The sequence below is a fragment of the Streptomyces sp. NPDC004051 genome, from assembly GCF_053604275.1.
This window is the reverse complement of the sequence record NZ_JBSGHG010000033.1, coordinates 42,245-62,856: the sequence shown is the minus strand read 5'-3', so window position 1 is coordinate 62,856 and position 20,612 is coordinate 42,245. Positions and strand designations below refer to the sequence as shown.

Sequence of the window (20,612 nt, the reverse complement as noted above, 5' to 3'; positions counted from 1 at the left end):
GCGCCCCCTCTCCAGGGGGCGCCCTCGGTGGTGTGCGGCTCCCGGAAGCCGAAGGGGCCGGCGCCGGCACTCAGGAGACGTACTGCCGCAGTCCCGGGATGTGCAGGGTGCCGCCGAACTGGCCGGCCTGCCGGACCGTCACGTCGGTGAAGTAGATCAGGGGGATGTTGAGCGGCGGCGGGTTCTCGGGGTCGAAGGTGACCGGGATCAGTCCGAGCAGCTTGCCGGAGATGCGCTCCGTGTACATCACGGTGTCGCCGTCGCGGATGGTGGACATCGAGCCCTTGGCCGCCCGCACGTGGTAGGTCCTGCCGATCGACTTGTCCTCGACCGTCTGGTGCAGGTCGCCGATGTCGGTGCCGTCGGAGACGACGTACTTCAGGACCTTCTTGACTTTGCCGCTCGCGGTCCGGACCTCGACGATGCCCTGGTAGTCGGCGCCCTTCAGCAGCAGCGAACTGGCGTTCAGGAACCAGGGGTCCTCGGGCAGCGGGACCCTGTTGTCGACCCCGCCCCGGGCGTCGGTGGCGACCGGACAGCCGTCGAGGCCGGCCCCGGCGCTCCCGGAGGGTGCGGCCGATGCGGACGGCGCGGAGGGGCTCGGCGAGGCGGTGACGGGATCCGCCGTCTCCGGGGCCGCCGGGGTTTCCGGGGCCGCCGGGGCTGCCGGGTTCCCGGCCGCCTCCGTCGCCCCGGCCGCCGTGTCGGCGGCTTCCCCGGCGGTGTCCTTCGCGGTTTCGGTGGTCTTCTCGACGGCTTCGGGGGCGGAGGCCGACGGGGTGGGGCTCGGGCTCTCCTCGGCCTTCTTGTCCTTGGGGGTGAGGACGTCCTTGATGGCGTTCCCGATGTCCTCCAGGAGGTTGCGCCCGGTCTCCGAGGGCGTGGGCGCGGGTGCGGTCCGCCCCCCGGAGTTCTGCCCGCCCGGGGCCGCGGACCGAGCGGGCGCGGGCTCCTTCCTGCCGCCGGAGTCACCGGAACCCGACCCCGACCCCGACGACTCCGGCGAGGGCGACGAGCCGTTGTCCGTGCCCGGGTTCGCGGTCTCGCGTTCCCCGGCGGAGGCCGAGGGGCCCGGCTCCGTGGTGGGGTCGGCGTCGGGGGGCGGCGTCGCCGTGCCGCTCGCCGAGGCGGACGGACCGGGTGAGGAGGACGCGTCGTCCTCGGATTCCTCCAAGGCCTTCAGGCAGTCCCTGTACTCGTCCGCGGTCAGGTTCTTCGACTGCGGCCGGTCCTCGGCCTGGGCGAGCGTCGGCGTGAACCCCATCCCCATGAGGACCGCGGTCGGCATCGCCGCGAGGGCTATCGCCTTCCCGGCAGGCATGTGGAGCCTGGTGAGCAGCGGCTTCCTGGGAGCCGCGTGGCGCGGCCCGGTTCTCCCACGGAACGTCTCCACGTCGGCCCCGCGGGTCACCTCGTCAGCCGGCACTGTGCCTCCCGTTCGCCCCGTTCGCCGGGCTCGTTCCTGACAGATCGTCCTCGCCCTGTGCCTCAGGGGCCTGGGAGGGGCCGCCGTCTCCCCTTGCCGTGGTGCGCTTCACGAGTCCCGGGGCCGTGGTGCCGGGTGCCGTGCCCTGCGGGAAGCCGCCCCGGACCGGGAAGTCCGCCTGCGACTCCTGCTCGGGCGGGACGCCCGGCGCCCACGCGATGGCCATCGCCCCGCCGACCAGCGCGAGCAGGAAGCCGATGCCGAGGCCACCGAAGTTGGACAGCGGAATGGAGACGAGCCCCAGCAGGATCGCCGCGACGCCCGCGAAGACCCGGATGTGTTCCTGGACCCACAGGCTGATGCCCAGCACGACCAGCAGCACCCCGATGATCAGGGACCCCGCGCCCGCGGTGGTCGCCATCGTCAGCGTCAGGTGACCGAGCCGGAGGTTCGCATACGGGAAGTACATGATCGGAAAGCCGCCGAGCGTGACGAACAGGCCGGCCCAGAACGGCCGTGCGCCTCGCCAGGCACGGAACTGCTGCCTGCGGCGGGTGAACTGGCCGGAAGCGGCAGGAGTCTCGGCGCTCATGGAAAACAGCTCCCTGGTACGGCTTTGCTGTGGTGGTGATGTGCACCGCGCGTGAAGACGCGGCGGGAAGGTGGACGGGCGGGGGCGCCATCGGCTCCCCCGCCCGTCGGCGAGTGCTTAGTAGCACTCCTTGACGCCCGTGGACAGCGACATCTTCAACCCGCTGAGCTTGAAGGTTCCGGCGGTGGTCGCCCACGCCGTCTGCTTCACCTTGGTCAGCGTGGCCGAGTCGGCCTGCTGGGCGAAACCGTACGGGTTCGCCTGCTCGTTGCCGCCCTTCATGCCCGGACCCTTGTTCGCGTCCTTGGCCGCCACACCGATGTCGATGTTGCGGAAGGTGGCGTCGGCCTCGAGGTTCGCGACGTCGATGTACAGGTTCTCCGCACGGACCGGGGTGCCGCCACCTCCGGCCTTCAGCATCAGACTGACCGAGCCGAACCCCGGGATGCCCGGGGTCACCACGGACTGGCACATGTTCGTGATCTCCGCGGTCCGGAACGCCGAGACCGCGACGGGGTGAGCCGCCTTCTCGCCCTTGAGGGTGTGCCCCTCGTCGAGCGCTCCGTACTGGGCGAAGCCCGTCCCCTCGAGCCGGTCCGCCGTCACCTTGAACGACTGGCCGGAGACACTGAACGACGCGGCGAGAGCGCCCTGCGCGAGCGCGACGCCTATACAAGCCGTGGCGGCCACACTGGGCACCATCACCACGGCGAACAGCTTCCATCTGGTCCCGCCACGCACCTGGGACTCCATATTTCCTCCTTCTCGGACGTACATCTCCTGCCCTGACGCACCGCCGACGGGCGGGCAGCCGGGCAGGGATGGGAGAAGTGCTACGTCCTCGGGAAGGGGAGCGCCGCACCCGGCAGCGCACGAAGCGTCCGGATCACCGGCGATCACCCCCGAGCGACAACCACTGGTCGCGCCTGACACGCATCACGCACAACCTGCCGGACAGGCTTCACCGGGTGGGCGAAGACCCCCCTGCCCGAGAACCGGCTCCACTGCCGCCGGTCCTGCTCGGTGGGGACCCAGCTCACCCGCGTCCCGACCGGCTGTCGGAGTACAGGCAATGGACCGAGCGTCGCCGATCGTGGTGCATTCTCGCCGCCCGCACAAGGGGGTTCATTACTCGCCGGTAACGACTGGACGACCGGAGGGCGACCCACCGGCGCCGGACGGCGACCCTCGGTGCCCCACGGAGGTCGGACAAAGCAGTTGACACCCGGACGGAGTCCGGCAGATCAGCGGGTGCGACTTACTCGCAGTAACAGCGGCCGCGATTGCCAAGTTTTGGCAAAGCGCGGCCGCACGGGCCTTCGGTCGGCCGATCTTCCACTCGGGCACCACCGGTCCGGAAACCGCCTCGGGCGGCCGGACAAGGCACCGGACCCGTTCAGAACAGGGCGCGTGCCAGCGCTCGGCGCGCGGCGATCACGCGCGGATCCTCGGCCCCGACCACCTCGAACAGCTCGAGCAGGCGCACCCGCACGGCCTCGCGGTCGTCGCCGGCCGTGCGCCCCACCGTCTCGATGAGCCGGCCGAAGGCGTCCTCGACATGACCGCCCACCAGGTCCAGGTCGGCGGCGGTGATCTGCGCCTGGACGTCCTGCGGCTTCCCGGCGGCGTCCGCGCGCACCCGCTGCGGGTCCAGACCCTCCACCCGCCGGAGCAACTCGGCCTGGGCGAGCCCCAGCTGGGCCTCCGGGTTGCCCGGGTCGTCGGTGAGCACGTTCTTGTACGCCTGGATCGCGCCGCCCAGGTCTCCGGCGTCCAGCGCCTGCACGGCGGCCTCCAGCAGGGCGTCGTACGGACCGACGGGCGCCTCGGCGCCCGACGCGGCACCGCCGCCGCCCGGCACGGCGTCGGGGTCGACGGTGAGCCCGGTCAGCCCGAAGCGCTCCTCGGCGACCTGCACCAGCTGGTCCAGGGTCTGGCGGATCTGCGTCTCGCCCGCGGCCCCCTGGAAGAGCGGCAGCGCCTGCCCGGCCACCACCGCGAACACCGCGGGAATGCCCTGGATGCCGAACTGCTGCATCAGCATCTGGTTGGCGTCGACGTCGATCTTGGCGAGCAGGAAGCGCCCGTTGTACTCGACGGCGAGCCGCTCCAGGACGGGGCTCAGCTGCTTGCAGGGCTCACACCACTCGGCCCAGAAGTCGATGACGACCGGAACCTCGGTGGACCGCTGCAGGATGTCGCTCTCGAAGCCGGCCTCGTCGACGTCGATGACGAGGTCAGCCGGGGAGACCGCGCCCCCGCCGCCCTGCCGGACCGCCTCCGCGCGGGCCTGCTCCGCCTTCGTCTTGGCCTCCTGGGCCGCCTTCACCGCGCCGAGGTCGACGACTCCGCTCATGGACATGTTCCGTGGCTGCATGCGTCTATCCTCCCCCGTACCCCGCGTGTCTGTGAAAACGCCGGGAGACCCGGTCGCCCGCGTCCTCTTCGGCGCCGGGTCCCCACCCGCGCCGGTGGTCGTCGCTCGAGCGGGCCGGCCGTTCCGTCCGGGCCACCCACACTTACGCTACGGGTCGTAGCGTAATACCCGGCACGGCGCACGGGCCGGGCCGTCCCGGTGATCTCCCTCACGCTCCCCGCACCGCGGCGCGGGAACCGGCGGATAGGGTCGTGTCCATGCAGAGCAGTACCGGTCGGCCCCCCGCCACGCGCACCGGACGCCCGCGCAGCACCGCGGCGGACGCCGCGATCCTGGCCGCGACGCGGGAGGCCCTGGTCGAACTGGGATGGTCCAAGCTCACCCTGGGGGACGTCGCCGGCCGCGCGGGGGTCGCCAAGACCACCCTCTACCGGCGCTGGGCGGGCAAGAACGAGCTGGTCGTGGACGCGATCGCCGAACTCTTCGACGAGCTCGACCTCCCCGACCGCGGCAGCCTCGCCGCGGACGTCGAGGGCGTGGTCCTCCAGCTCGCGGCGCTGCTGTCCCGCCCGGAGGCCAGGTGCGGGCTGATGGCGGCGATCGCCGAGTCCACCCTCGACGAGGCCCTGCGCGAACGCATCCGCGCCTCGATCGTCCAGCGGCAGAAACGCCTGGTCCACACCGGCCGCGTCCGCGCCCAGAGGCGCGGCGAACTGCCGCCCGACCCCGACCCGGCCGAGGCGTCCCGCACCGTGGAGCTGATCTTCGACATGGTCGCCGGCGCGGTGCTGCACCGCACGCTGGTCAGCGGGCGCCCGGCGGACGAGGAGTGGGTCCACGACCTCACCCGCGTCCTCCTCACCGGCCTCACCGGCCTCACCGCCCCTGGCCCGTAAGTGATCAGGGCCGGGGGCGGTGCGGCGGTCAGAAGCCCGCGGGCTCGGTGTACACCCCCCACTCGTCCCGCAGCGCGTCGCAGATCTCGCCGAGGGTCGCCTCGGCGCGCACGGCGTCCAGCATCGGCTCGATCATGTTGGCGCCGGAGCGGGCCGCGTCGAGCATGGCGGCCAGGGCGGTGCGCACCGCCGCGTCGTCGCGGGCGGCCTTGCGCTCGCCCAGCGCCCGTACCTGCTCGCGTTCCACCTCGTGGCTGACCCGCAGGATCTCCAGGTCGCCGGTGACCGAGCCGGTGTGGACGTTGACCCCGACGACCTTCTTGTCGCCCTTCTCCAGCGCCTGCTGGTAGCGGAACGCCGACTCGGCGATCTCGCCGGTGAACCAGCCGTCCTCGATACCGCGCAGGATGCCGGAGGTGATCGGCCCGATGGGGTGCTGTCCGTCGGGGTGCGCGCGCAGTCCCCGCTCCTTGATCTGCTCGAAGATCTTCTCCGCGTCCGCCTCGATCCGGTCCGTCAGCTGCTCCACGAACCAGGAACCGCCCAGCGGGTCGGCCACATTGGCGACGCCGGTCTCCTCCATGAGCACCTGCTGGGTGCGCAGGGCGATCTCGGCGGCCTGCTCGCTGGGCAGGGCGAGCGTCTCGTCCAGGGCGTTGGTGTGCAGGGAGTTGGTCCCGCCGAGGACGGCGGCGAGCGCCTCCACGGCCGTCCGCACGACGTTGTTGTACGGCTGCTGCGCGGTCAGCGAGACGCCCGCGGTCTGCGTGTGGAACCGCAGCCACTGCGCCTTCTCGCTCTCGGCGCCGTACACGTCCCGCATCCAGCGGGCCCAGATGCGCCTGGCCGCACGGAACTTGGCGATCTCCTCGAAGAAGTCGAGGTGCGCGTCGAAGAAGAAGGACAGGCCGGGCGCGAACACGTCCACGTCGAGCCCGCGGCTGAGCCCCAGCTCCACGTACCCGAAGCCGTCCGCCAGCGTGTACGCCAGCTCCTGGGCGGCCGTCGAACCGGCCTCGCGGATGTGGTAGCCGGAGACGGAGAGCGGCTTGTAGGCGGGGATGCCGGCCGCGCAGTACTCCATCAGGTCGCCGATCAGGCGCAGATGCGGCTCGGGCTGGAAGAGCCACTCCTTCTGGGCGATGTACTCCTTGAAGATGTCCGTCTGCAGCGTGCCGTTGAGCACGGCGGGATCCACGCCCTGACGCTCGGCGGCGACGATGTACATGCAGAAGACGGGCACGGCGGGCCCGCTGATCGTCATGGAGGTCGTCACGTCCCCGAGGGGGATGCCGTCGAACAGGACCTCCATGTCGGCTGCCGAGTCGATGGCCACCCCGCAGTGCCCGACCTCGCCCAGGGAGCGTGGGTCGTCGGAGTCGCGGCCCATGAGCGTCGGCATGTCGAAGGCGACGGAGAGCCCGCCGCCGCCGTTGCCCAGGATCATCTTGTAGCGCTCGTTGGTCTGCTCGGCGTTGCCGAACCCGGCGAACTGCCGGATCGTCCAGGTGCGCCCCCGGTAGCCGGTCGGGTACAGGCCTCGGGTGAAGGGGTACTCCCCCGGCCAGCCGATCCGCTCGAACCCCTCGTAGGCGTCCCCGGGCCGCGGCCCGTACACCGGCTCCACGGGATCGCCGGAGAGCGTGGTGAAGTCTGCGTCGCGCTTGCGCGCGGCGTCGTACCGGGCCTGCCAGCGACGGCGGCCTTCCTCGATGGCGTCAGCGTCCATGCCTTCGAATTTACTAGGACGTCCTAGTAAATGATAGCGGTGCAGGCCAGGACGGGGGCACGGGACGTCACGGCGGACCGGATACCCTCGACGGCATGAAGAAGAGCGTCTTGACCCGGTACCGGGTGTTGGCACATGTCACCGCAGTCCTTCTGGTTCTGCTGACCGTCGGCGTGATCGGCAAGCGCGTGCTGGGCATGGACGGCTTCGACGGCTTCGTCTCGGTGGTCGGCATCGCTCACGGCTGGCTCTACGTGCTGTACCTGGTCTTCGCGTTCGACCTCGGCAGCAAGATGAAGATGCCCGTGGGACGGCAGCTGTGGGTACTGCTCGCCGGAACCGTCCCGACGGCGGCCTTCTTCGTCGAACGCCGGGTGACCCGCGAGGCGGAACCGCTCATCGCGAAGGACGCCGACACCACGCCCGCGACAGCCTGACCGTCGGCGCGGGGCGCCACCTCACTCCGTGATGTAGTGGCACTGCGTGGCACGCAGCTTGCCGTTGACGAACAGCTTCGCGCAGGCCTTGCCATAGCTCGGCAGCGTCCGGGCGCCGGCCCGGCGCAGCGGGGCGCCGTCGCACTCGGCGTGTGTGGCACCCCGCACGGTCCGGTACGCCCTGCCGTTCGTGTCGGCGTAGGCGAAGTCGATGCGCCAGTTGCAGAATCGCGAGAAGGTCGCGGCGGCGCCGACGCAGTCGACGCCCGCGAGCTGGCCGGAGACCCGTTTCCCGGAGCCGTCGATCCTGTGGGTCAGGAAGCATCCGACGGGGACCTTCACAGCTGCGCCCCGCACCTCGTAGGTGAAAGTGCCGATGGCGGTGGACCCCAAGGCGCCGGCGTGCGCCGGTCCCGCCGCGCCCATGGAACCGGCTGCTGCGAAACCCAGCACAGCGGTGGCGGCCACGACACCACGGACAAAGCGACGAAGACCCACGCGCGAGCTCCCACCCGAAGAAAACGGACGTCAGCCCTCCAAATGGGGGCCGACCAGCAGGATCTCAGCCGGAGACGAGTGCCCAAGCGTTTCTGCGGGCCGACGGGGAGGAAACCACCGTCAAGTGGTACCCCTGGCCCGGTGCTGACGGGCTTCACTCCCCTTCGAAGTCCCCCGCCGCGAGTCGGAGGGGGCGGAGGACGGCGAAGAGTTCGGCGCACCCCTCGGCGTCGTAGGCGCTGAGGCCGAAGTCCATGGCCATCAGGTCGCGGGTGGCCTCCTCGACGACCTCGCGTCCCTTGTCGGTGATGCTCGCGAGGGTGCCGCGGCCGTCGTTGGGGTTGGGGCGCTTGGCGACCAGGCCCGACCGCACCAGCCGGTCCACGGTGTTCGTCACCGAGGTGGGGTGCACCATGAGACGCTCGCCGATCTTGGACATCGGCAGCTCGCCCGACTTCGAGAAGGTGAGCAGCACCAGCGCCTCGTACCGGGCGAAGGTGAGCCCGTACGGCTTGACCACCGCGTCCACCTCGGCCAGCAGGATCTGGTGGGCGCGCATGACCGAGGTGATCGCGGCCATGGACGGCACGCTTCCCCAGCGCTGCTTCCAGAGTTCGTCGGCGCGGGCGATGGGATCGAACGAGAGACTGAGCGGCTTCGGCACGAAGCCGACCCTACCGGCCGGTCATATGCCGGTCAGCCCCGTCTCGCCTTTCGGTCCGCGCGGTATGGCGTCCGAGGGCGGGCCGACCGGTTGAGCAATCGCTCAAAACAGCGCTAGTCTGCGCTCCATAGATTTTGAGCACTCGCTCAAACACGCGGCTGACCGGGGGCGACATGGGGCTGTACATAGAGACGCACGTCCGCGCGGATCTCGACGAGCTGTGGGCACGCACCCAGGATCCGGCCGAGCACCGGCGCTGGGACCTCCGCTTCACCGAGATCCGCAACCTCCCGCGCGCGGACGACGAGCCTCAGCACTTCCGGTACGCCACGCGCGTACTGCCGTTCCTCACCCTCGCCGGCACCGGTGTCTCGGCCGGGGAGAAGGAGCGCCCGGACGGCACCCGCACCTCCGCGCTCCGCTTCTCCTGCCCGCACCCGCTCTCCCTGCTCGCGGACGGCAGCGGCTACTGGCGTTACGTCCCCGACGGGGACGGGGTCCGCTTCCTGACCGGGTACGACTACCGGCCCCGCTGGGGCGCCCTCGGCGCGTTCGCGGACCGGCTGGTCCTGCGGCCCCTGATGGGCTGGGCGACGGCCTGGTCCTTCGACCGCCTGCGGATCTGGTTCGAGCACGGCGTCACCCCCGAGCGCGCCCGCCGCAACTGGCTGGCCGAGCTGACGCTCCGGGCCCTGGTGGCCTCCGCCGCCTGCGCCGCCCTCGCCACGGGTCCCGCCGCCCCGCTCGGCCCTGCCGGGGCCTTTCCGGTCCCGCTGCTCCTGGCCTCGGCGGCCGGCGCGGCACTGCTCGCCCCGCCGCTGCCCCGCACGCCGGCCGCCCGTCGCTGCCTGCGCACCCCACCGGCCCGGGTCCGCCCGCCCCGCCTGCTGCGTTCCCTGGAGACGCCGCGATGACCTCGATCTTCCGCACCGTGATGGGCGGCGACTTCGACCGCCTCCACCCCGCGCTGCGCCGCCGCTTCTCCGTCGGCCTGACCAGCGGCGAGGCCTGCACCGGCCACGGCGTGATGGACCGCCCCTGGCACGGCGGCGCCTTCGTGAAGCCGTTCCTCGCCCTCGGCGCGACCCGGAACATCCTGGTCCCCCGGCAGGGCAGGCACATCCCCTTCACCATCGAGAACGTCCCGTACACCGACGGCTTCGGCCGTGAGACGGTGACCTTCGTGCGCACCTTCCACCTACCCGGCCGCCCCCGCCGGTTCGACGCCCAGATGGTGCTCGGCCCCCGGGGCGACCACATCGTCGACTACCTCGGCACCCACCAGCACCTCGCCTGCGACCTCCACTTCGGCGCGGAACCCGACGGCTCCCTGCTGATCCGCTCGGACCGGCACCGCTTCCGTCAGGGCCCGATGGACGTACGCGTCCCCGAGGCAGTCAACGGGACGGCGGAGGTGCGCGAGTCCTACGACGAACGCAGCGGCCGCTTCCGCATCCGGGTCGATGTCACCCACCACCGTCTCGGGCCCCTCTTCGGCTACGAGGGTTCGTTCACCGCCGTCTACAGCAACGTGCGCACACACGGGGTACGCCCGGATCTGCGTCCGGTCCGTGAGGAGCCGCGCGCATGAGTCCCGCCCCCGACACCAGGAAGAAGCTGCTGGAGGGCGCCCTGCGCACGCTCGCCGAACAGGGCATCGCCAAGGTCTCGGCCCGCACGATCGCAACGGCGGCCGGAGTCAACCAGGCGCTGGTCTTCTACCACTTCGGCTCGGTGGACGAACTGCTCTCCGCCGCCTGCCGGTACGGGGCCGAGCAGCGGGTCGCCCGCCACCGCCCCCGCCTCGCGACCATCGGCTCCCTCACGGAACTCCTCGCCTTCGGCCGGGAGATGCACGCCGAGGAGCGCGCTGCGGGCCAAGTGGCCCTGCTCGGGCAGTTGCTGGCCGGTGCGCAGACCCACGACGCCCTGAAGCCGGCGACTGCGGCGGGGCTCGACCTGTGGATCGTGGAGATCGAGAAGGTCCTCGACCGGGTCCTGCCGGGAACACCGTTCGGCGAGTTCACCGACTCCGGAGGGCTCGCCCGCGCGGTGGCGGCGTCTTTCGTGGGTCTCGAGCTGTACGAAGGGGTGGACCCGGCGGGGGCGGGGGCGGCGCTGGACGCCCTGGAGCGGCTCGGGGCCCTCGTCGCCGCGCTCGACGATCTCGGCCCGATCGCGCACCGCGCGGTGCGTCATCACCTGCGCCGGACAGCCGGCCCCCGCTGACACGCCCGTCGGCCGGCCGGGCAGCGCCGTCCGGCCGTCGGGCAGGACGCGGGCCCGCTATTCCGTGTGTTCCGGGTTCCGCGCCAGGTGCCGCTCGACGGTGTCGACCTTGGCGGTGAGGCCGTCCTCGACCCCGGGGCGGAGGTCCGCCTTGAGGACGAGCGAGACCCGCGGGGCGCGTGCCTCGACCGCGGCCACGGCGCGCTTCACGACGTCCATCACCTCGTCCCAGTCCCCCTCGACCGAGGTGAACATGGCGTCGGTGCGGTTCGGCAGCCCGGACTCGCGGACCACCCGCACGGCGTCGGCGACGTACTCCCCCACGTCCTCGCCGACGCCCAGCGGTGTCACGGAGAAGGCGACGATCACGCGCCCACCACCTTTTCGGCGCGGGCGCGGGAGGCGATGACCGCGTCCTCGGCCTCGGTCTTCAGCCGGCGGTCGGCGAAGAAGCCGCCGGTGGGCAGCACCGACATCAGGAAGTAGAAGGCGGCGGTCTTCAGCGGCCACTTGGCGCGGTTCCAGGCGTCGGCCCAGAAGATCACGTACACGACGAAGAGGAACCCGTGGATCGCGCCCAGCGCCGGGACGGCGTTGAACTCCGTGGTCCGCTTCAGGACCGAGGCGACGAGCAGCAGCAGGAACGAGATCGCCTCGGGGGCTGATACCAGGCGGAGGCGGCGGAGGGCACTGGCGGTCTTGAGGTCCACGGATCACCTTCGGTGGGAGAGACGTTTGTGAATGCACGCACAAGCGTGTGGCCATTGTGACAAACCCCGTCCGCGATCACCGGAGCGGGGGCGGTCCCCAGGGGAATCTTCCGGGTTGGTGGCTGTTGATTCGGTTGTAGGTCACGGTTGGCCACAGATTCACTCCTGTGAGTGAGAAGACCGGCGACTGGATTTCTGCGGGCAAGGCGGCCAAGCGGCTGGGGGTGTCGACGTGGACACTGCGGCGTCACACCCTTGCGGGTGTGCCGGAGGACCGCCGTTCGCCGGGCAGATCTTGCGTGTGGGCGACCTGGATGCGCTGACGTGGCGGCGGGGCCGGGTGCCGGGGCGAGGGCGGGGAGCTGGTGCGGGAGGTGATCGCGATCGTCACGTCGTTCTCGGGGCGCCTGTACGGGTCGCGCTCGGCGAAGGCGCGCGCCCTCACCCAGGTGGTGAAGTCCACCGAAGGAGTGAATGGTGTGTAGGTCACTCATGGACATGCGCAGGGTCTCGTTTACTGGTTGAGGAATCCGTCGGGGAAGGAGGCTGCGATCATGGCGAAACGCCGCGGGAAACGGACACCGCGCGAGATCGCGGCCCCGTTCACCGTGGCCGCTCCCTCGGGAGCGAGGATCCGTGACCGGCTACGCCTGGCCACGGCCGACGAGAAGGTCCTCCGGCTGGCCGGCGAGCACCTCGGACACCACCAGCGAGCCGACCTCGCCGAGCGCGTGGGCCTCGGCGCGGTGCCGGTGAAGGGCAATCGGCGGGCGGAGCGCAAGAAGGCGCTCACCGCCGTGTCGTCCTCGCGGTGGGCCGGGGCGATGACCCGCGCCTCGGAGGATCAGTACCAGCTCTCCCTGCGGTGTCTGTACGACCAGGCCGCCGGGCTGCGTCGCGCCGCCCGCGCCATCGAACGCCGTCTCGCCGTGCCGTGCGGGAAGCGCGTGGGCAAGACCCGGGGCTACACCGACCAGAACGAGCGCTTCCACAAACAGTGCCGCCTGCAGTCCCTCAAGACCCGCCTGGCTGCCGTGGAGCAGCGCATCGCATCCGGTCGTCCGGCAATCACCGTCGGCGGCCGAGGACTGCTGAAGAAGCGCCACCACCTCGCCGACGCCCGGCTCACCGAAGAGCAGTGGCGCCGGCGATGGGAGGCCTCGCGCCTGTTCCTGACGGCTGACGGCGAGTCCGCGGCCCCGTTCGGCAACTACACCGTCACCGTCGACCCGGGCGACGGCACCGTCACCCTCGTACTGCCCGAACCCCTGCGGCACCTGGCCAACGCACCCCGCGGCCGCTACCGGCTTCAGTGCACGGTGCTTTTCCACCACCTGCGCGAGGAATGGCTCGACCGCGTCACCGCCAACCGGGCCGTCCGCTACGACATCGTCCACGACCCCGCCCGGGACCGCTGGTACCTCGATGCCTCCTGGTCCTCGGACAAGGCCACGCCGCCCACCCCGAAAGAGATCCGCGCCGCGGGTGCGCGCATGCTCGGCGTCGACCTCAACGCCGACCACCTCGCGGCCATCGTCCTTGACGAGCACGGCAACCCGACCGGTGAACCACACACCGTCCCGCTCGACCTGACCGGCCCCACCACCACTCGGGACGGCAGGCTCCGGGCAGCGATCCGCCGCCTGATCCTCATCGCCCATGAGCACGGCTGCGCGGGCATCACGATCGAGAACCTCGGCTTCACCGACGCCCGCGCCACCGGCCGCGAGACCATGGGCCGCGGGCAGCGCGGCAAACGTTTCCGCCGCACGGTCGCAGGCATCCCCACCGCACGATTCCGCGAACGACTGCGCGGCATGGCCCACCACCACGGCCTGATCGTCATCGCCGTCGACCCCGCCTACACCAGCATCTGGGGCGGGAAGCACTGGACCCCCTCGCTCCAGCAGCAGACCAGGACCACCGTCACCCGGCACCACGGTGCCGCCGTGGCGATCGGCAGGCGCGGCCTGGGACACAGGATCCGGCGTCGGCCAGGTGTGACCGCACCCGACCAGAGGATCGGGCAGCGGAGAGCTACCGGCCAGACCGCATCCCTTCCCGGGCCGCGCGGGACCACGAGCCCACCCAGGACAGCGGGCACGCCCCCACGGGGCGGCAAGACCCGACCGTGCCGAGGTGACCAGCTTGTGCTGTTCCCCGACCTCGAAGACCGTTCGCGAGGTCACCAGGCCCTCACCGGCCCGGCTTGTGGCGAGTTGACCAACACTGGCCAACCCCCATAGGAACGGTGCGACTCACCCCACAGGGCCTGTCCGCGGAGCGGGGCGGCGGTTAACGTCGCAGATGTGGCGATGTTCCGACTTCAGAGCAGCAAGGTGCTCGTCGTCGACATGACCGGGGATGCCGTGAAGGCGAAGAACGGCTCGATGGTCGCGTACGACGGCGAGATGGCGTTCAAGAAGCTCACGGGCGGCGGGGACGGCATCCGGGGGATGGTGACCCGGCGGCTGACCGGTGAGCAGATGACGATGATGGAGGTGAAGGGACGCGGGACCTGCTGGTTCGCCGATCGCGCCGCCGACATCAACCTCATCGGCCTCCGGGGGGACAAGCTCCATGTGGAGTCGAGCAACCTGCTGGCGACCGACGGCGGCCTGCGCACCGGGACCACTTTCACGGGCCTGCGCGGGGCCTCGCAGGGCAACGGGCTGTTCACGACCACCGTCGAGGGGCACGGCCAGGCGGCGGTCATGTCGGACGGGCCGGCCGTGGTGCTCCGGGTCGGTCCGCAGTACCCGCTGACCGTCGACCCCGGTGCCTACGTCGCCCACCAGGGGAATCTGCGGCAGTCCCTGCAGTCCGGGGTGACGTTCCGCACACTGCTCGGGGAGGGCGGCGGCGAGGCGTTCCAGATGAGGTTCGAGGGCGACGGGCTGGTCTATGTGCAGCCCAGTGAGCGGAACACGATCGCGGGGGACGTCTGACATGGGCTTCCGGGAGATCAACTCGAAGGTGGTCGAGGCGACCGTGGTGCCCGGCCGGCGGCTGTTCAGCCAGCGCGGCGCGATGCTCGCGTACCGGGGGGAGGTCGGCTTCACGCCCGACATGACGGGCGGTCAGGACGGCCTGCGGTCCATGATCGGCCGGCGGGTGGCCGGGGAGGCCACGCCCCTGATGAGCGTCGAGGGCGACGGCACGGTCCTGTTCGGGCACGGCGGCCACCACATCCAGGTGATCGACCTCTCCGGGGACACCCTGTACGTCGAGGCGGACCGCCTGCTGGCGTTCGAGGGCACGCTGGAGCAGGGCACGGTGTTCCTGGGCTCGCAGGGCGGGGTGATGGGCATGGTCCGGGGCCAGGTCTCCGGGCAGGGCCTGTTCACCACCACGCTCAGGGGGCACGGCTCCGTGGCCGTCATGGCGCACGGGGGCGTGGTCGAGATCCCGATCACCCCGCAGCGCCCGGTGCACGTCGACCCCCAGGCCTACGTCGCCCACCACGGCGACGTCCGCAACAGGTTGTCCACCGCGCTCGGCTGGCGGGACATGGTGGGGCGCGGCTCCGGTGAGGCGTTCCAGCTGGAGCTCAGCGGCAGCGGTGCGGTGTACGTCCAGGCGTCGGAGGAGAAGCTGTGAGCCCCTACGGATTCCAGGGCGGCCCCGGGCCCGCCGTCACGGTCTTCGACCCGACGACGCTGCCGTCCGACGACAACGTCGACGCCTACACCTTCTGCGTGGAGCTCCGGGGGAGCCAGTGGTTCCTGCAGAAGGGGAAGATGATCGCCTACTACGGCACGATCGAGTTCAACGGCATCGGGCACGGCCGACTCGACCGACTTGTCCGTACGGCGTTCCATTCACCACTGCACGCGAGCGACTGGGTCGTGGCGGAGGGCTCGGGCAAGATGCTCCTCGCCGACCGGGCCTTCGACGTGAATTCGTACGACCTCGAGGACGGCAATCTGACCATTCGCTCGGGCAACTTGCTCGCTTTTCAGCCAAGTCTGTCGCTGAAGCAGTCGATCGTGCCGGGTTTCCTGACCCTCATCGGAACCGGAAAGTTCGTGGCCGCGTCGAACGGTCCGGTGGTCTTCATGGAACCCCCGCTCCGGGTGGACCCGCAGGCGCTGGTGGGATGGGCCGACTGCCCCTCCCCGTGCCACCACTACGACCACGGCTACATGACCGGTGTCATGGGCGGTCTACGTGCGATGACGGGCCTCGGCGGGGCCTCCGGCGAGGAGCACCAGTTCGAGTTCGTGGGGGCGGGCACCGTGCTGCTGCAGTCCTCCGAAATCCTGATGACGGAGCAGGCCACGGGGGCCGTTCCGCAGGCGCCGGGGGTGCCCGGAGGCGGGGCTTCCGGAGCACCCGGGCAGGCCACGGGGGCACCGCGCCTTCCCGGACAGCTGGGCGACCTCCAGCGTCGCTTCGGTCTGTGAGCGGTAGTCTGCGGAGTGTGACGTCGAACGCGTGCACGCTGCCACCGTCACGGAAACCATCACTAGTTCGCCTTTCAACTTTTTAGGTAGACTTCATTCATGGAGACCGAGACGGCCACCCGCTGGCTGACCAATGCGGAGCAGTGCGCCTGGCGCACCCACCTGGAGGTCAACAGGCTGTTGACGTACCAGCTCGAGAAGGACCTGCAGCCCTTCGGCCTGACAATGAACGACTACGAGATCCTGGTGAACCTGTCCGAGTCGGACGACCGCCGGATGCGGATGAGCGACCTCGCCGCCGCCACCATGCAGTCCAAGAGCCGGCTCTCGCACCAGGTCACCCGGATGGAGAACGCGGGCCTGGTCCGGCGGGAGCACTGCGAGTCCGACCGGCGCGGCCTCTTCGCCGTCCTCACCGACCACGGCATGGAGACCATGCAGAAGGTCTCGCCCCATCACGTGGCGTCGGTGCGCCGGCACTTCATCGACCTGCTCTCCCCCGAGACCCTCGGTGAACTGGAGAAGGCCCTCAAGCCCATCGCGGAGCACCTGCGCGGCCAGCGCGGGCGCCTCTGACCCACCGGTCCCGCTCAGGCGAGCGGGACCACCGGTTCTCTTCGGGCGAGCGGCAGGCGGAGTTCGAACAGGGCTCCGCCTGTCGGCGCCGCACCGGCCGTGAGCGTCCCGCCGTGCCGCGCGGCGACGTCCCGCGCGATGGCCAGGCCCAGGCCCGCTCCGCCGTCGTCACGGCTGCGGGCGTCGTCCAGCCGTACGAACCGCTGGAAGATCCGCTCCCGGTCGGCCTCGGGCACCCCGTCGCCGTCGTCGGCCACGCCGAGCACCGCCCAGTCGCCCTCGCGCCGCACGGTCACCGAGACCTTCTCGCGGGCGTGCCGGCGGCCGTTGTCGAGCAGGTTGCCGAGCACCCGGCCCAGCTGCCCCCGCGACCCGGCCACCTCCGCCGTCTCCGCGTCCACCGTCACACCCGTCCGTCCCGCCGCCTCCTCGCGGGCCATCGCGGCCAGGTCCACCCTGCCCTCGACGGGCCGCTCCCCCGCGTCCAGCCGGGCGAGCAGCAGCAGGTCGGCGGCGAGGTGCTGGAGCCGCACGGTGTCCTGGACGGCGCCGTCCAGGTCCAGGAGCTCGGGGTGGGCGGCGGCCACCTCCAGCTGGGTGCGCAGGGAGGCGATCGGGCTGCGCAGTTCGTGCGAGGCGTCGGCGACGAAGCTCCGCTGCCGCTCCACGGACGTCTCCAGGGCCGCGAGGGTCTCGTTGGTGGTGCGGGCGAGCCGCGCGATCTCGTCGTGGGTCGCCGGTTCCGGGACGCGGCGCGTGAGGTCCTCGGACGCGGTGATCGCGGCCATCTCCTCGCGGATCGCGGCGACCGGACGCAGGGCGCGCCCGGTGAGCACCCAGGTCATGCCGGCGACGAGCGCGGCCAGCAGCGGGAAACCGATCAGCATCACGGTCAGCGCGGTCCGTACGGCGCTGTGCTCGGCGGCCAGCGGGGAGCCGGCGTAGACGGTGAGCAGGCCCCGCTCGTGGGTCCGCACGTCGACCGCCGCGAAGCGGTAGTCGGCGGTCTCGCCGCCGATCGTCGCGGCGCCGTTGCCGAAGACGGTCCGCCGGCTGAACTCGCCGGGGGCGAGGGTCGGGGCGGCGGCGTCGGCGTCCTGCGTCGCCCCCGCTCCGGCCGGGTCGTCGTCCTCGTCGTCAGCATCGTCGTCATCATCGTCATCGTCGCCGTCATCGTCGTCCTCGTCGTCCTCGCGGACCGAGACCGAGGGCGAGGGCGATGCGGAGGGTGAGGAGGACGGCCGGGGCTTCACCTCGTCGGTGACCGTGCCGCTGATCCGCTGCAGGCCCTCGGCGGCCTTCACCAGGTTCCCGTCCTCGTCGACGACCTGCACCGGCCCGGCCTCGCCGTCCATCCCCGACAGCTCCTCGTACGGGGTCCGCTCGGCGAGCTCCGAGGCGATCGACTGCGCCCTGCGCTCCGCCTGGGTGCCCGCCTCGGCGGTCAGGTTGGAACGCAGCGCCTGCAGGACCGCGGCGCCGGTCACGACCAGCGCGACCACGACCACGAGGGTGGCACCGAGCGTCGCCCGGGCGCGGACCGAGCCGAACAGCCGGCTCATGGCGCCGTCTCCAGCCGGTAACCGGCGCCGCGCACCGTCCGGATCAGCTTGGCGCGGAGCTTGCGGCGCAGGGCGCTGATGTAGACCTCGACGATGTTCGGGTCGCCCTCGTAGGCGAAGTCCCAGACGTGCTCCAGGATCTCCGCCTTGGAGACCACCTCACCGGCCCGCAGCACCAGTTGCTCCAGCACGGAGAACTCCTTGGCGGTGAGCGTCACCTCGTCCTCGCCGAGGAAGACCCGGCGGGCCGCGGTGTCCACCTTGAGCTCCCCGTGCACATGCACCGGCGAGGCCCCGGCGCCCTGGCCCCGGCGGCGCAGCAGCGCCTTCACCCGGGCGACGAGGACGACGTAGGAGAACGGCTTGGTGAGGTAGTCGTCGGCGCCGGTGTCCAGCCCCTCGGCCTCGTCGTACTCACCGTCCTTGGCGGTGAGCATCAGGATCGGCACCTCGTGGCCGGCTGCGCGCAGGGCGGCGCAGACGCGGTAGCCGTTGAGGCCCGGCAGCATGATGTCGAGGATCACGAGGTCGTAGGCGCCCTCGGTGGCCCGGTGCAGGCCCTCCCGGCCGTCGTGGACGACGTCCACGGCGTATCCCTCGGCGGTCAGACCCTTGGCCAGGGACAGGGCGAGGCGCTTTTCGTCCTCCACGATCAACAGGCGCATGCGCACAAGGGTCGCAGAGCGAACCTGAAGATCACTTCAGGTGCCTTCAGGTTCCCCTCAGGATCGATCAGCGAGATTGAAGACGTCGAAAACGAAGCGACTGGGGAGGAACCACCATGAAGCGCAACATCGTGATCGCCGTCGTCACCGCCGCGGCACTGATCGGGGGAGGCACCGCGACGGCCATCGCGATCTCGGGGGACGATGAAACGCCGACGACGACGCACCCGGTGGAGACGCTGGGCTCGGACGACGACCGCGACGACCGGCGTGACGACGACGGTGACGACCTCGACGACCGGGACGACCGCGACGACCTCGATGACGACGACGCTCTGGCGCGCCCCGCGAAGGTGAACGCGGCCGACGCCGTCGCCGCCGCCCTGGAGCACCGGCCGGGCACCGCGGTCTCCGTCGAGATGGACGAGGACGGCGACGACGACCGGGACCACCGCTCCACGGCGGCCTGGGAGGTCGACATCCTCGGCAAGGGCGCCACCTGGTACAGCGTGTGGATCGACCCGAACACCGGCAAGGTCCTGGGTTCGGAGGTCGACGATGACGACGCCGCCGACGCCGACGAGGTGCGGACGGCGCTGAAGGGCACGTCGGTGACGGCCGAGCAGGCCGCGAAGGCGGCCGCCGCCAAGGGCACCGTGACCTCGGTGGACCTGGACGACGACCGCGACGACCGGGGCTGGGAGGTCGAGACGGTCACCTCCGGCGACGACGACCGGGAATGGCTGGTCGACCTGAACAGCGGCAAGGTCACGGCAGACGATGACGACCGGGACGACCGCGACGACCGCTGAACGGACCGGTGAGCGAAGGGGCGGTGCGGGCGGATCCGCCCGCACCGCCCCTTCCCGTCGGTTCCCCGTCAGCCTTCCGTCAGCCCCGCCACCAGTTCGTCCGCCGCGCGGTACGGGTCCAGCTCGCCGCCGACGATCCGGTCCGCCAGCGCGTCCAGCCGTCGGTCGCCGTGCAGGTCGCCGATCCGTTGCCGCAGGGCCGTGACGGCGATCGTCTCGACCTCGCGGGCGGCGCGGGCCCGTCGGCGCTCCGCCAGGACCCCGTGCTCCTCCATCCACGCGCGGTGCTTCTCCAGGGCCTCGACGACCTCGTCGACGCCCTCCGCGCGCGAGGCGACCGTCTTGACGATCGGCGGGCGCCAGTCACCGGGGGCCCGGGCCTCGCCGAGGCCCAGCATGTGGTTCAGGTCGCGGGCGGTGGCGTCCGCGCCGTCGCGGTCGGCCTTGTTGACGACGTAGACGTCGCCGATCTCCAGGATCCCGGCCTTGGCCGCCTGGATCCCGTCGCCCATGCCGGGTGCCAGCAGCACCACCGAGGTGTCGGCCTGGGAGGCGATCTCCACCTCCGACTGGCCCACGCCGACCGTCTCCACCAGGACCACCTCGCAGCCCGCCGCGTCCAGGACGCGGATGGCCTGCGGCGCGGCCCAGGCGAGGCCGCCCAGGTGGCCGCGGGTCGCCATGGAGCGGATGTAGACGCCGGGATCGGAGGCGTGCTCCGACATCCGGACCCGGTCGCCGAGCAGCGCGCCGCCGGAGAAGGGCGAGGACGGGTCGACGGCCAGGACGCCGACCCGCTTGCCCCGCTTGCGGTACGCGGTCACCAGTGCCGAGGTGGACGTCGACTTGCCGACGCCCGGTGATCCCGTCAGCCCGACCACGTACGCGTTGCCGGTCAGCGGCGCCAGGGCCGCCATGACCTCCCGCAACTGCGGGGACGCCCCCTCCACCAAGGAGATCAGCCGGGCCACGGCCCGCGGCCTGCCGTCCCTGGCCTGGGCCACCAGAGTGGAGACGTCCTGCATCACAGCTC

24 protein-coding genes are annotated in these 20,612 nt (G+C 71.4%); 11 read left to right on the top strand and 13 right to left on the bottom strand.

The window, feature by feature from the left end; genetic code table 11:
* Positions 1-70 precede the first annotated feature (70 nt).
* From ACWEQO_RS27080 to ACWEQO_RS27065, 4 genes are all read right to left on the bottom strand, one after another.
* Positions 71-1,426, bottom strand: a complete 1,356-nt coding sequence (locus ACWEQO_RS27080; RefSeq protein WP_452985576.1) for a hypothetical protein — start codon at positions 1,424-1,426, stop codon at positions 71-73.
* Positions 1,416-2,018 (bottom strand): DUF6114 domain-containing protein, encoded by a 603-nt coding sequence (locus ACWEQO_RS27075; protein WP_361460533.1) that lies wholly within the window; start codon positions 2,016-2,018, stop codon positions 1,416-1,418. The genes ACWEQO_RS27080 and ACWEQO_RS27075 overlap by 11 nt, the downstream gene beginning before the upstream one ends.
* A 117-nt stretch (positions 2,019-2,135) precedes the next feature.
* Positions 2,136-2,771, bottom strand: coding sequence for a DUF6230 family protein (locus ACWEQO_RS27070; RefSeq protein ID WP_361460531.1), 636 nt, complete (start codon positions 2,769-2,771; stop codon positions 2,136-2,138).
* Between the two features lie 643 nt (positions 2,772-3,414).
* A complete protein-coding gene (locus ACWEQO_RS27065) occupies positions 3,415-4,395 on the bottom strand; it encodes a tetratricopeptide repeat protein (protein WP_452985575.1) in 981 nt (326 codons plus the stop codon).
* Positions 4,396-4,652: 257 nt separating this feature from the next.
* Here ACWEQO_RS27065 and ACWEQO_RS27060 point away from each other — a divergent pair, with 257 nt between their 5' ends.
* Positions 4,653-5,291 (top strand): TetR/AcrR family transcriptional regulator, encoded by a 639-nt coding sequence (locus ACWEQO_RS27060; protein ID WP_452985574.1) that lies wholly within the window; start codon positions 4,653-4,655, stop codon positions 5,289-5,291.
* A 28-nt stretch (positions 5,292-5,319) separates the two neighbouring features.
* Here the strand turns inward: ACWEQO_RS27060 and ACWEQO_RS27055 are convergent, their stop codons facing one another.
* Positions 5,320-7,020 carry an acyl-CoA mutase large subunit family protein gene (locus ACWEQO_RS27055; protein WP_452985573.1) on the bottom strand — a complete coding sequence of 567 codons (1,701 nt, stop codon included), beginning with the start codon at positions 7,018-7,020 and terminating at the stop codon, positions 5,320-5,322.
* Positions 7,021-7,115: 95 nt separating this feature from the next.
* On the opposite strand from ACWEQO_RS27055, the gene ACWEQO_RS27050 reads away from it, so the two are divergent.
* Positions 7,116-7,457 carry a DUF3817 domain-containing protein gene (locus tag ACWEQO_RS27050; protein WP_279333803.1) on the top strand — a complete coding sequence of 114 codons (342 nt, stop codon included), beginning with the start codon at positions 7,116-7,118 and terminating at the stop codon, positions 7,455-7,457.
* Positions 7,458-7,478: 21 nt separating this feature from the next.
* Here ACWEQO_RS27050 and ACWEQO_RS27045 read toward each other — a convergent pair whose 3' ends face one another.
* The gene (locus ACWEQO_RS27045; RefSeq protein ID WP_452985572.1) at positions 7,479-7,925 is read right to left on the bottom strand and encodes a hypothetical protein; all 447 of its coding nucleotides are present in this window, start codon (positions 7,923-7,925) and stop codon (positions 7,479-7,481) included.
* A 184-nt stretch (positions 7,926-8,109) separates the two neighbouring features.
* Positions 8,110-8,619, bottom strand: a complete 510-nt coding sequence (locus tag ACWEQO_RS27040; protein ID WP_452985571.1) for a MarR family winged helix-turn-helix transcriptional regulator — start codon at positions 8,617-8,619, stop codon at positions 8,110-8,112.
* A gap of 173 nt (positions 8,620-8,792) precedes the next feature.
* Here ACWEQO_RS27040 and ACWEQO_RS27035 point away from each other — a divergent pair, with 173 nt between their 5' ends.
* The 3 genes from ACWEQO_RS27035 to ACWEQO_RS27025 are packed head-to-tail and all read left to right on the top strand — an operon-like array spanning position 8,793 to position 10,848.
* A complete protein-coding gene (locus ACWEQO_RS27035; RefSeq protein WP_452985570.1) occupies positions 8,793-9,533 on the top strand; it encodes a hypothetical protein in 741 nt (246 codons plus the stop codon).
* The gene (locus ACWEQO_RS27030; protein ID WP_452985569.1) at positions 9,530-10,210 is read left to right on the top strand and encodes a DUF4166 domain-containing protein; all 681 of its coding nucleotides are present in this window, start codon (positions 9,530-9,532) and stop codon (positions 10,208-10,210) included. The genes ACWEQO_RS27035 and ACWEQO_RS27030 overlap by 4 nt, the downstream gene beginning before the upstream one ends.
* Complete coding sequence (locus tag ACWEQO_RS27025) at positions 10,207-10,848, top strand: TetR/AcrR family transcriptional regulator (RefSeq protein ID WP_452985568.1); 642 nt, start codon at positions 10,207-10,209, stop codon at positions 10,846-10,848. The genes ACWEQO_RS27030 and ACWEQO_RS27025 overlap by 4 nt, the downstream gene beginning before the upstream one ends.
* 57 nt (positions 10,849-10,905) lie before the next feature.
* Here ACWEQO_RS27025 and ACWEQO_RS27020 read toward each other — a convergent pair whose 3' ends face one another.
* From ACWEQO_RS27020 to ACWEQO_RS27010, 3 genes are all read right to left on the bottom strand, one after another.
* The gene (locus tag ACWEQO_RS27020; RefSeq protein ID WP_452985567.1) at positions 10,906-11,217 is read right to left on the bottom strand and encodes an MTH1187 family thiamine-binding protein; all 312 of its coding nucleotides are present in this window, start codon (positions 11,215-11,217) and stop codon (positions 10,906-10,908) included.
* The gene (locus ACWEQO_RS27015) at positions 11,214-11,558 is read right to left on the bottom strand and encodes a DUF3817 domain-containing protein (RefSeq protein ID WP_452985566.1); all 345 of its coding nucleotides are present in this window, start codon (positions 11,556-11,558) and stop codon (positions 11,214-11,216) included. Before ACWEQO_RS27015 ends, ACWEQO_RS27020 begins: the two co-directional genes overlap by 4 nt.
* A gap of 247 nt (positions 11,559-11,805) precedes the next feature.
* Positions 11,806-12,021, bottom strand: a complete 216-nt coding sequence (locus ACWEQO_RS27010; RefSeq protein ID WP_452985565.1) for a hypothetical protein — start codon at positions 12,019-12,021, stop codon at positions 11,806-11,808.
* A 91-nt stretch (positions 12,022-12,112) separates the two neighbouring features.
* Here ACWEQO_RS27010 and ACWEQO_RS27005 point away from each other — a divergent pair, with 91 nt between their 5' ends.
* The 5 genes from ACWEQO_RS27005 to ACWEQO_RS26985 all read left to right on the top strand — a co-directional run bounded on the left by ACWEQO_RS27005 (position 12,113) and on the right by ACWEQO_RS26985 (position 16,540).
* Positions 12,113-13,804 (top strand): hypothetical protein, encoded by a 1,692-nt coding sequence (locus tag ACWEQO_RS27005; protein WP_452985564.1) that lies wholly within the window; start codon positions 12,113-12,115, stop codon positions 13,802-13,804.
* 69 nt (positions 13,805-13,873) lie between these two features.
* A complete protein-coding gene (locus ACWEQO_RS27000; protein ID WP_452985563.1) occupies positions 13,874-14,506 on the top strand; it encodes an AIM24 family protein in 633 nt (210 codons plus the stop codon).
* Between the two features lies 1 nt (position 14,507).
* Positions 14,508-15,158 (top strand): AIM24 family protein, encoded by a 651-nt coding sequence (locus tag ACWEQO_RS26995; RefSeq protein WP_452985562.1) that lies wholly within the window; start codon positions 14,508-14,510, stop codon positions 15,156-15,158.
* Positions 15,155-15,964, top strand: a complete 810-nt coding sequence (locus tag ACWEQO_RS26990) for an AIM24 family protein (RefSeq protein WP_361460517.1) — start codon at positions 15,155-15,157, stop codon at positions 15,962-15,964. Before ACWEQO_RS26995 ends, ACWEQO_RS26990 begins: the two co-directional genes overlap by 4 nt.
* A 99-nt stretch (positions 15,965-16,063) precedes the next feature.
* Positions 16,064-16,540: a MarR family winged helix-turn-helix transcriptional regulator gene (locus ACWEQO_RS26985; RefSeq protein ID WP_361460515.1), complete on the top strand. Its 477-nt coding sequence runs from the start codon at positions 16,064-16,066 to the stop codon at positions 16,538-16,540.
* A 14-nt stretch (positions 16,541-16,554) separates the two neighbouring features.
* On the opposite strand, the gene ACWEQO_RS26980 is transcribed toward ACWEQO_RS26985, so the two are convergent.
* Entirely contained in the window at positions 16,555-18,102 is a 1,548-nt protein-coding gene (locus tag ACWEQO_RS26980) for a sensor histidine kinase (protein WP_452985561.1), read from the bottom strand.
* Complete coding sequence (locus tag ACWEQO_RS26975; RefSeq protein ID WP_361460511.1) at positions 18,099-18,767, bottom strand: response regulator transcription factor; 669 nt, start codon at positions 18,765-18,767, stop codon at positions 18,099-18,101. The genes ACWEQO_RS26980 and ACWEQO_RS26975 overlap by 4 nt, the downstream gene beginning before the upstream one ends.
* Before the next feature lie 116 nt (positions 18,768-18,883).
* Here ACWEQO_RS26975 and ACWEQO_RS26970 point away from each other — a divergent pair, with 116 nt between their 5' ends.
* On the top strand, positions 18,884-19,579 hold the full coding sequence (locus tag ACWEQO_RS26970; protein ID WP_452985560.1) for a PepSY domain-containing protein: 696 nt from the start codon (positions 18,884-18,886) through the stop codon (positions 19,577-19,579).
* Positions 19,580-19,647: 68 nt separating this feature from the next.
* Here the strand turns inward: ACWEQO_RS26970 and meaB are convergent, their stop codons facing one another.
* Positions 19,648-20,604, bottom strand: coding sequence for a methylmalonyl Co-A mutase-associated GTPase MeaB (meaB, locus tag ACWEQO_RS26965; RefSeq protein ID WP_361460507.1), 957 nt, complete (start codon positions 20,602-20,604; stop codon positions 19,648-19,650).
* Positions 20,605-20,612 lie beyond the last annotated feature (8 nt).

What these genes read in the sequence shown, in the direction of transcription:
- ACWEQO_RS27075 (WP_361460533.1), bottom strand. Translation starts at nt 2,018, where the DNA reads ATGAGCGCCGAGACTCCTGCCGCTTCCGGCCAGTTCACCCGCCGCAGG.
- ACWEQO_RS27070 (WP_361460531.1), bottom strand. Translation starts at nt 2,771, where the DNA reads ATGGAGTCCCAGGTGCGTGGCGGGACCAGATGGAAGCTGTTCGCCGTG.
- ACWEQO_RS27065 (WP_452985575.1), bottom strand. Translation starts at nt 4,395, where the DNA reads ATGCAGCCACGGAACATGTCCATGAGCGGAGTCGTCGACCTCGGCGCG.
- ACWEQO_RS27060 (WP_452985574.1), top strand. Translation starts at nt 4,653, where the DNA reads ATGCAGAGCAGTACCGGTCGGCCCCCCGCCACGCGCACCGGACGCCCG.
- ACWEQO_RS27055 (WP_452985573.1), bottom strand. Translation starts at nt 7,020, where the DNA reads ATGGACGCTGACGCCATCGAGGAAGGCCGCCGTCGCTGGCAGGCCCGG.
- ACWEQO_RS27050 (WP_279333803.1), top strand. Translation starts at nt 7,116, where the DNA reads ATGAAGAAGAGCGTCTTGACCCGGTACCGGGTGTTGGCACATGTCACC.
- ACWEQO_RS27035 (WP_452985570.1), top strand. Translation starts at nt 8,793, where the DNA reads ATGGGGCTGTACATAGAGACGCACGTCCGCGCGGATCTCGACGAGCTG.
- ACWEQO_RS27030 (WP_452985569.1), top strand. Translation starts at nt 9,530, where the DNA reads ATGACCTCGATCTTCCGCACCGTGATGGGCGGCGACTTCGACCGCCTC.
- ACWEQO_RS27025 (WP_452985568.1), top strand. Translation starts at nt 10,207, where the DNA reads ATGAGTCCCGCCCCCGACACCAGGAAGAAGCTGCTGGAGGGCGCCCTG.
- ACWEQO_RS27005 (WP_452985564.1), top strand. Translation starts at nt 12,113, where the DNA reads ATGGCGAAACGCCGCGGGAAACGGACACCGCGCGAGATCGCGGCCCCG.
- ACWEQO_RS27000 (WP_452985563.1), top strand. Translation starts at nt 13,874, where the DNA reads ATGTTCCGACTTCAGAGCAGCAAGGTGCTCGTCGTCGACATGACCGGG.
- ACWEQO_RS26995 (WP_452985562.1), top strand. Translation starts at nt 14,508, where the DNA reads ATGGGCTTCCGGGAGATCAACTCGAAGGTGGTCGAGGCGACCGTGGTG.
- ACWEQO_RS26985 (WP_361460515.1), top strand. Translation starts at nt 16,064, where the DNA reads ATGGAGACCGAGACGGCCACCCGCTGGCTGACCAATGCGGAGCAGTGC.
- ACWEQO_RS26980 (WP_452985561.1), bottom strand. Translation starts at nt 18,102, where the DNA reads ATGAGCCGGCTGTTCGGCTCGGTCCGCGCCCGGGCGACGCTCGGTGCC.
- ACWEQO_RS26975 (WP_361460511.1), bottom strand. Translation starts at nt 18,767, where the DNA reads ATGCGCCTGTTGATCGTGGAGGACGAAAAGCGCCTCGCCCTGTCCCTG.
- ACWEQO_RS26970 (WP_452985560.1), top strand. Translation starts at nt 18,884, where the DNA reads ATGAAGCGCAACATCGTGATCGCCGTCGTCACCGCCGCGGCACTGATC.
- meaB (WP_361460507.1), bottom strand. Translation starts at nt 20,604, where the DNA reads ATGCAGGACGTCTCCACTCTGGTGGCCCAGGCCAGGGACGGCAGGCCG.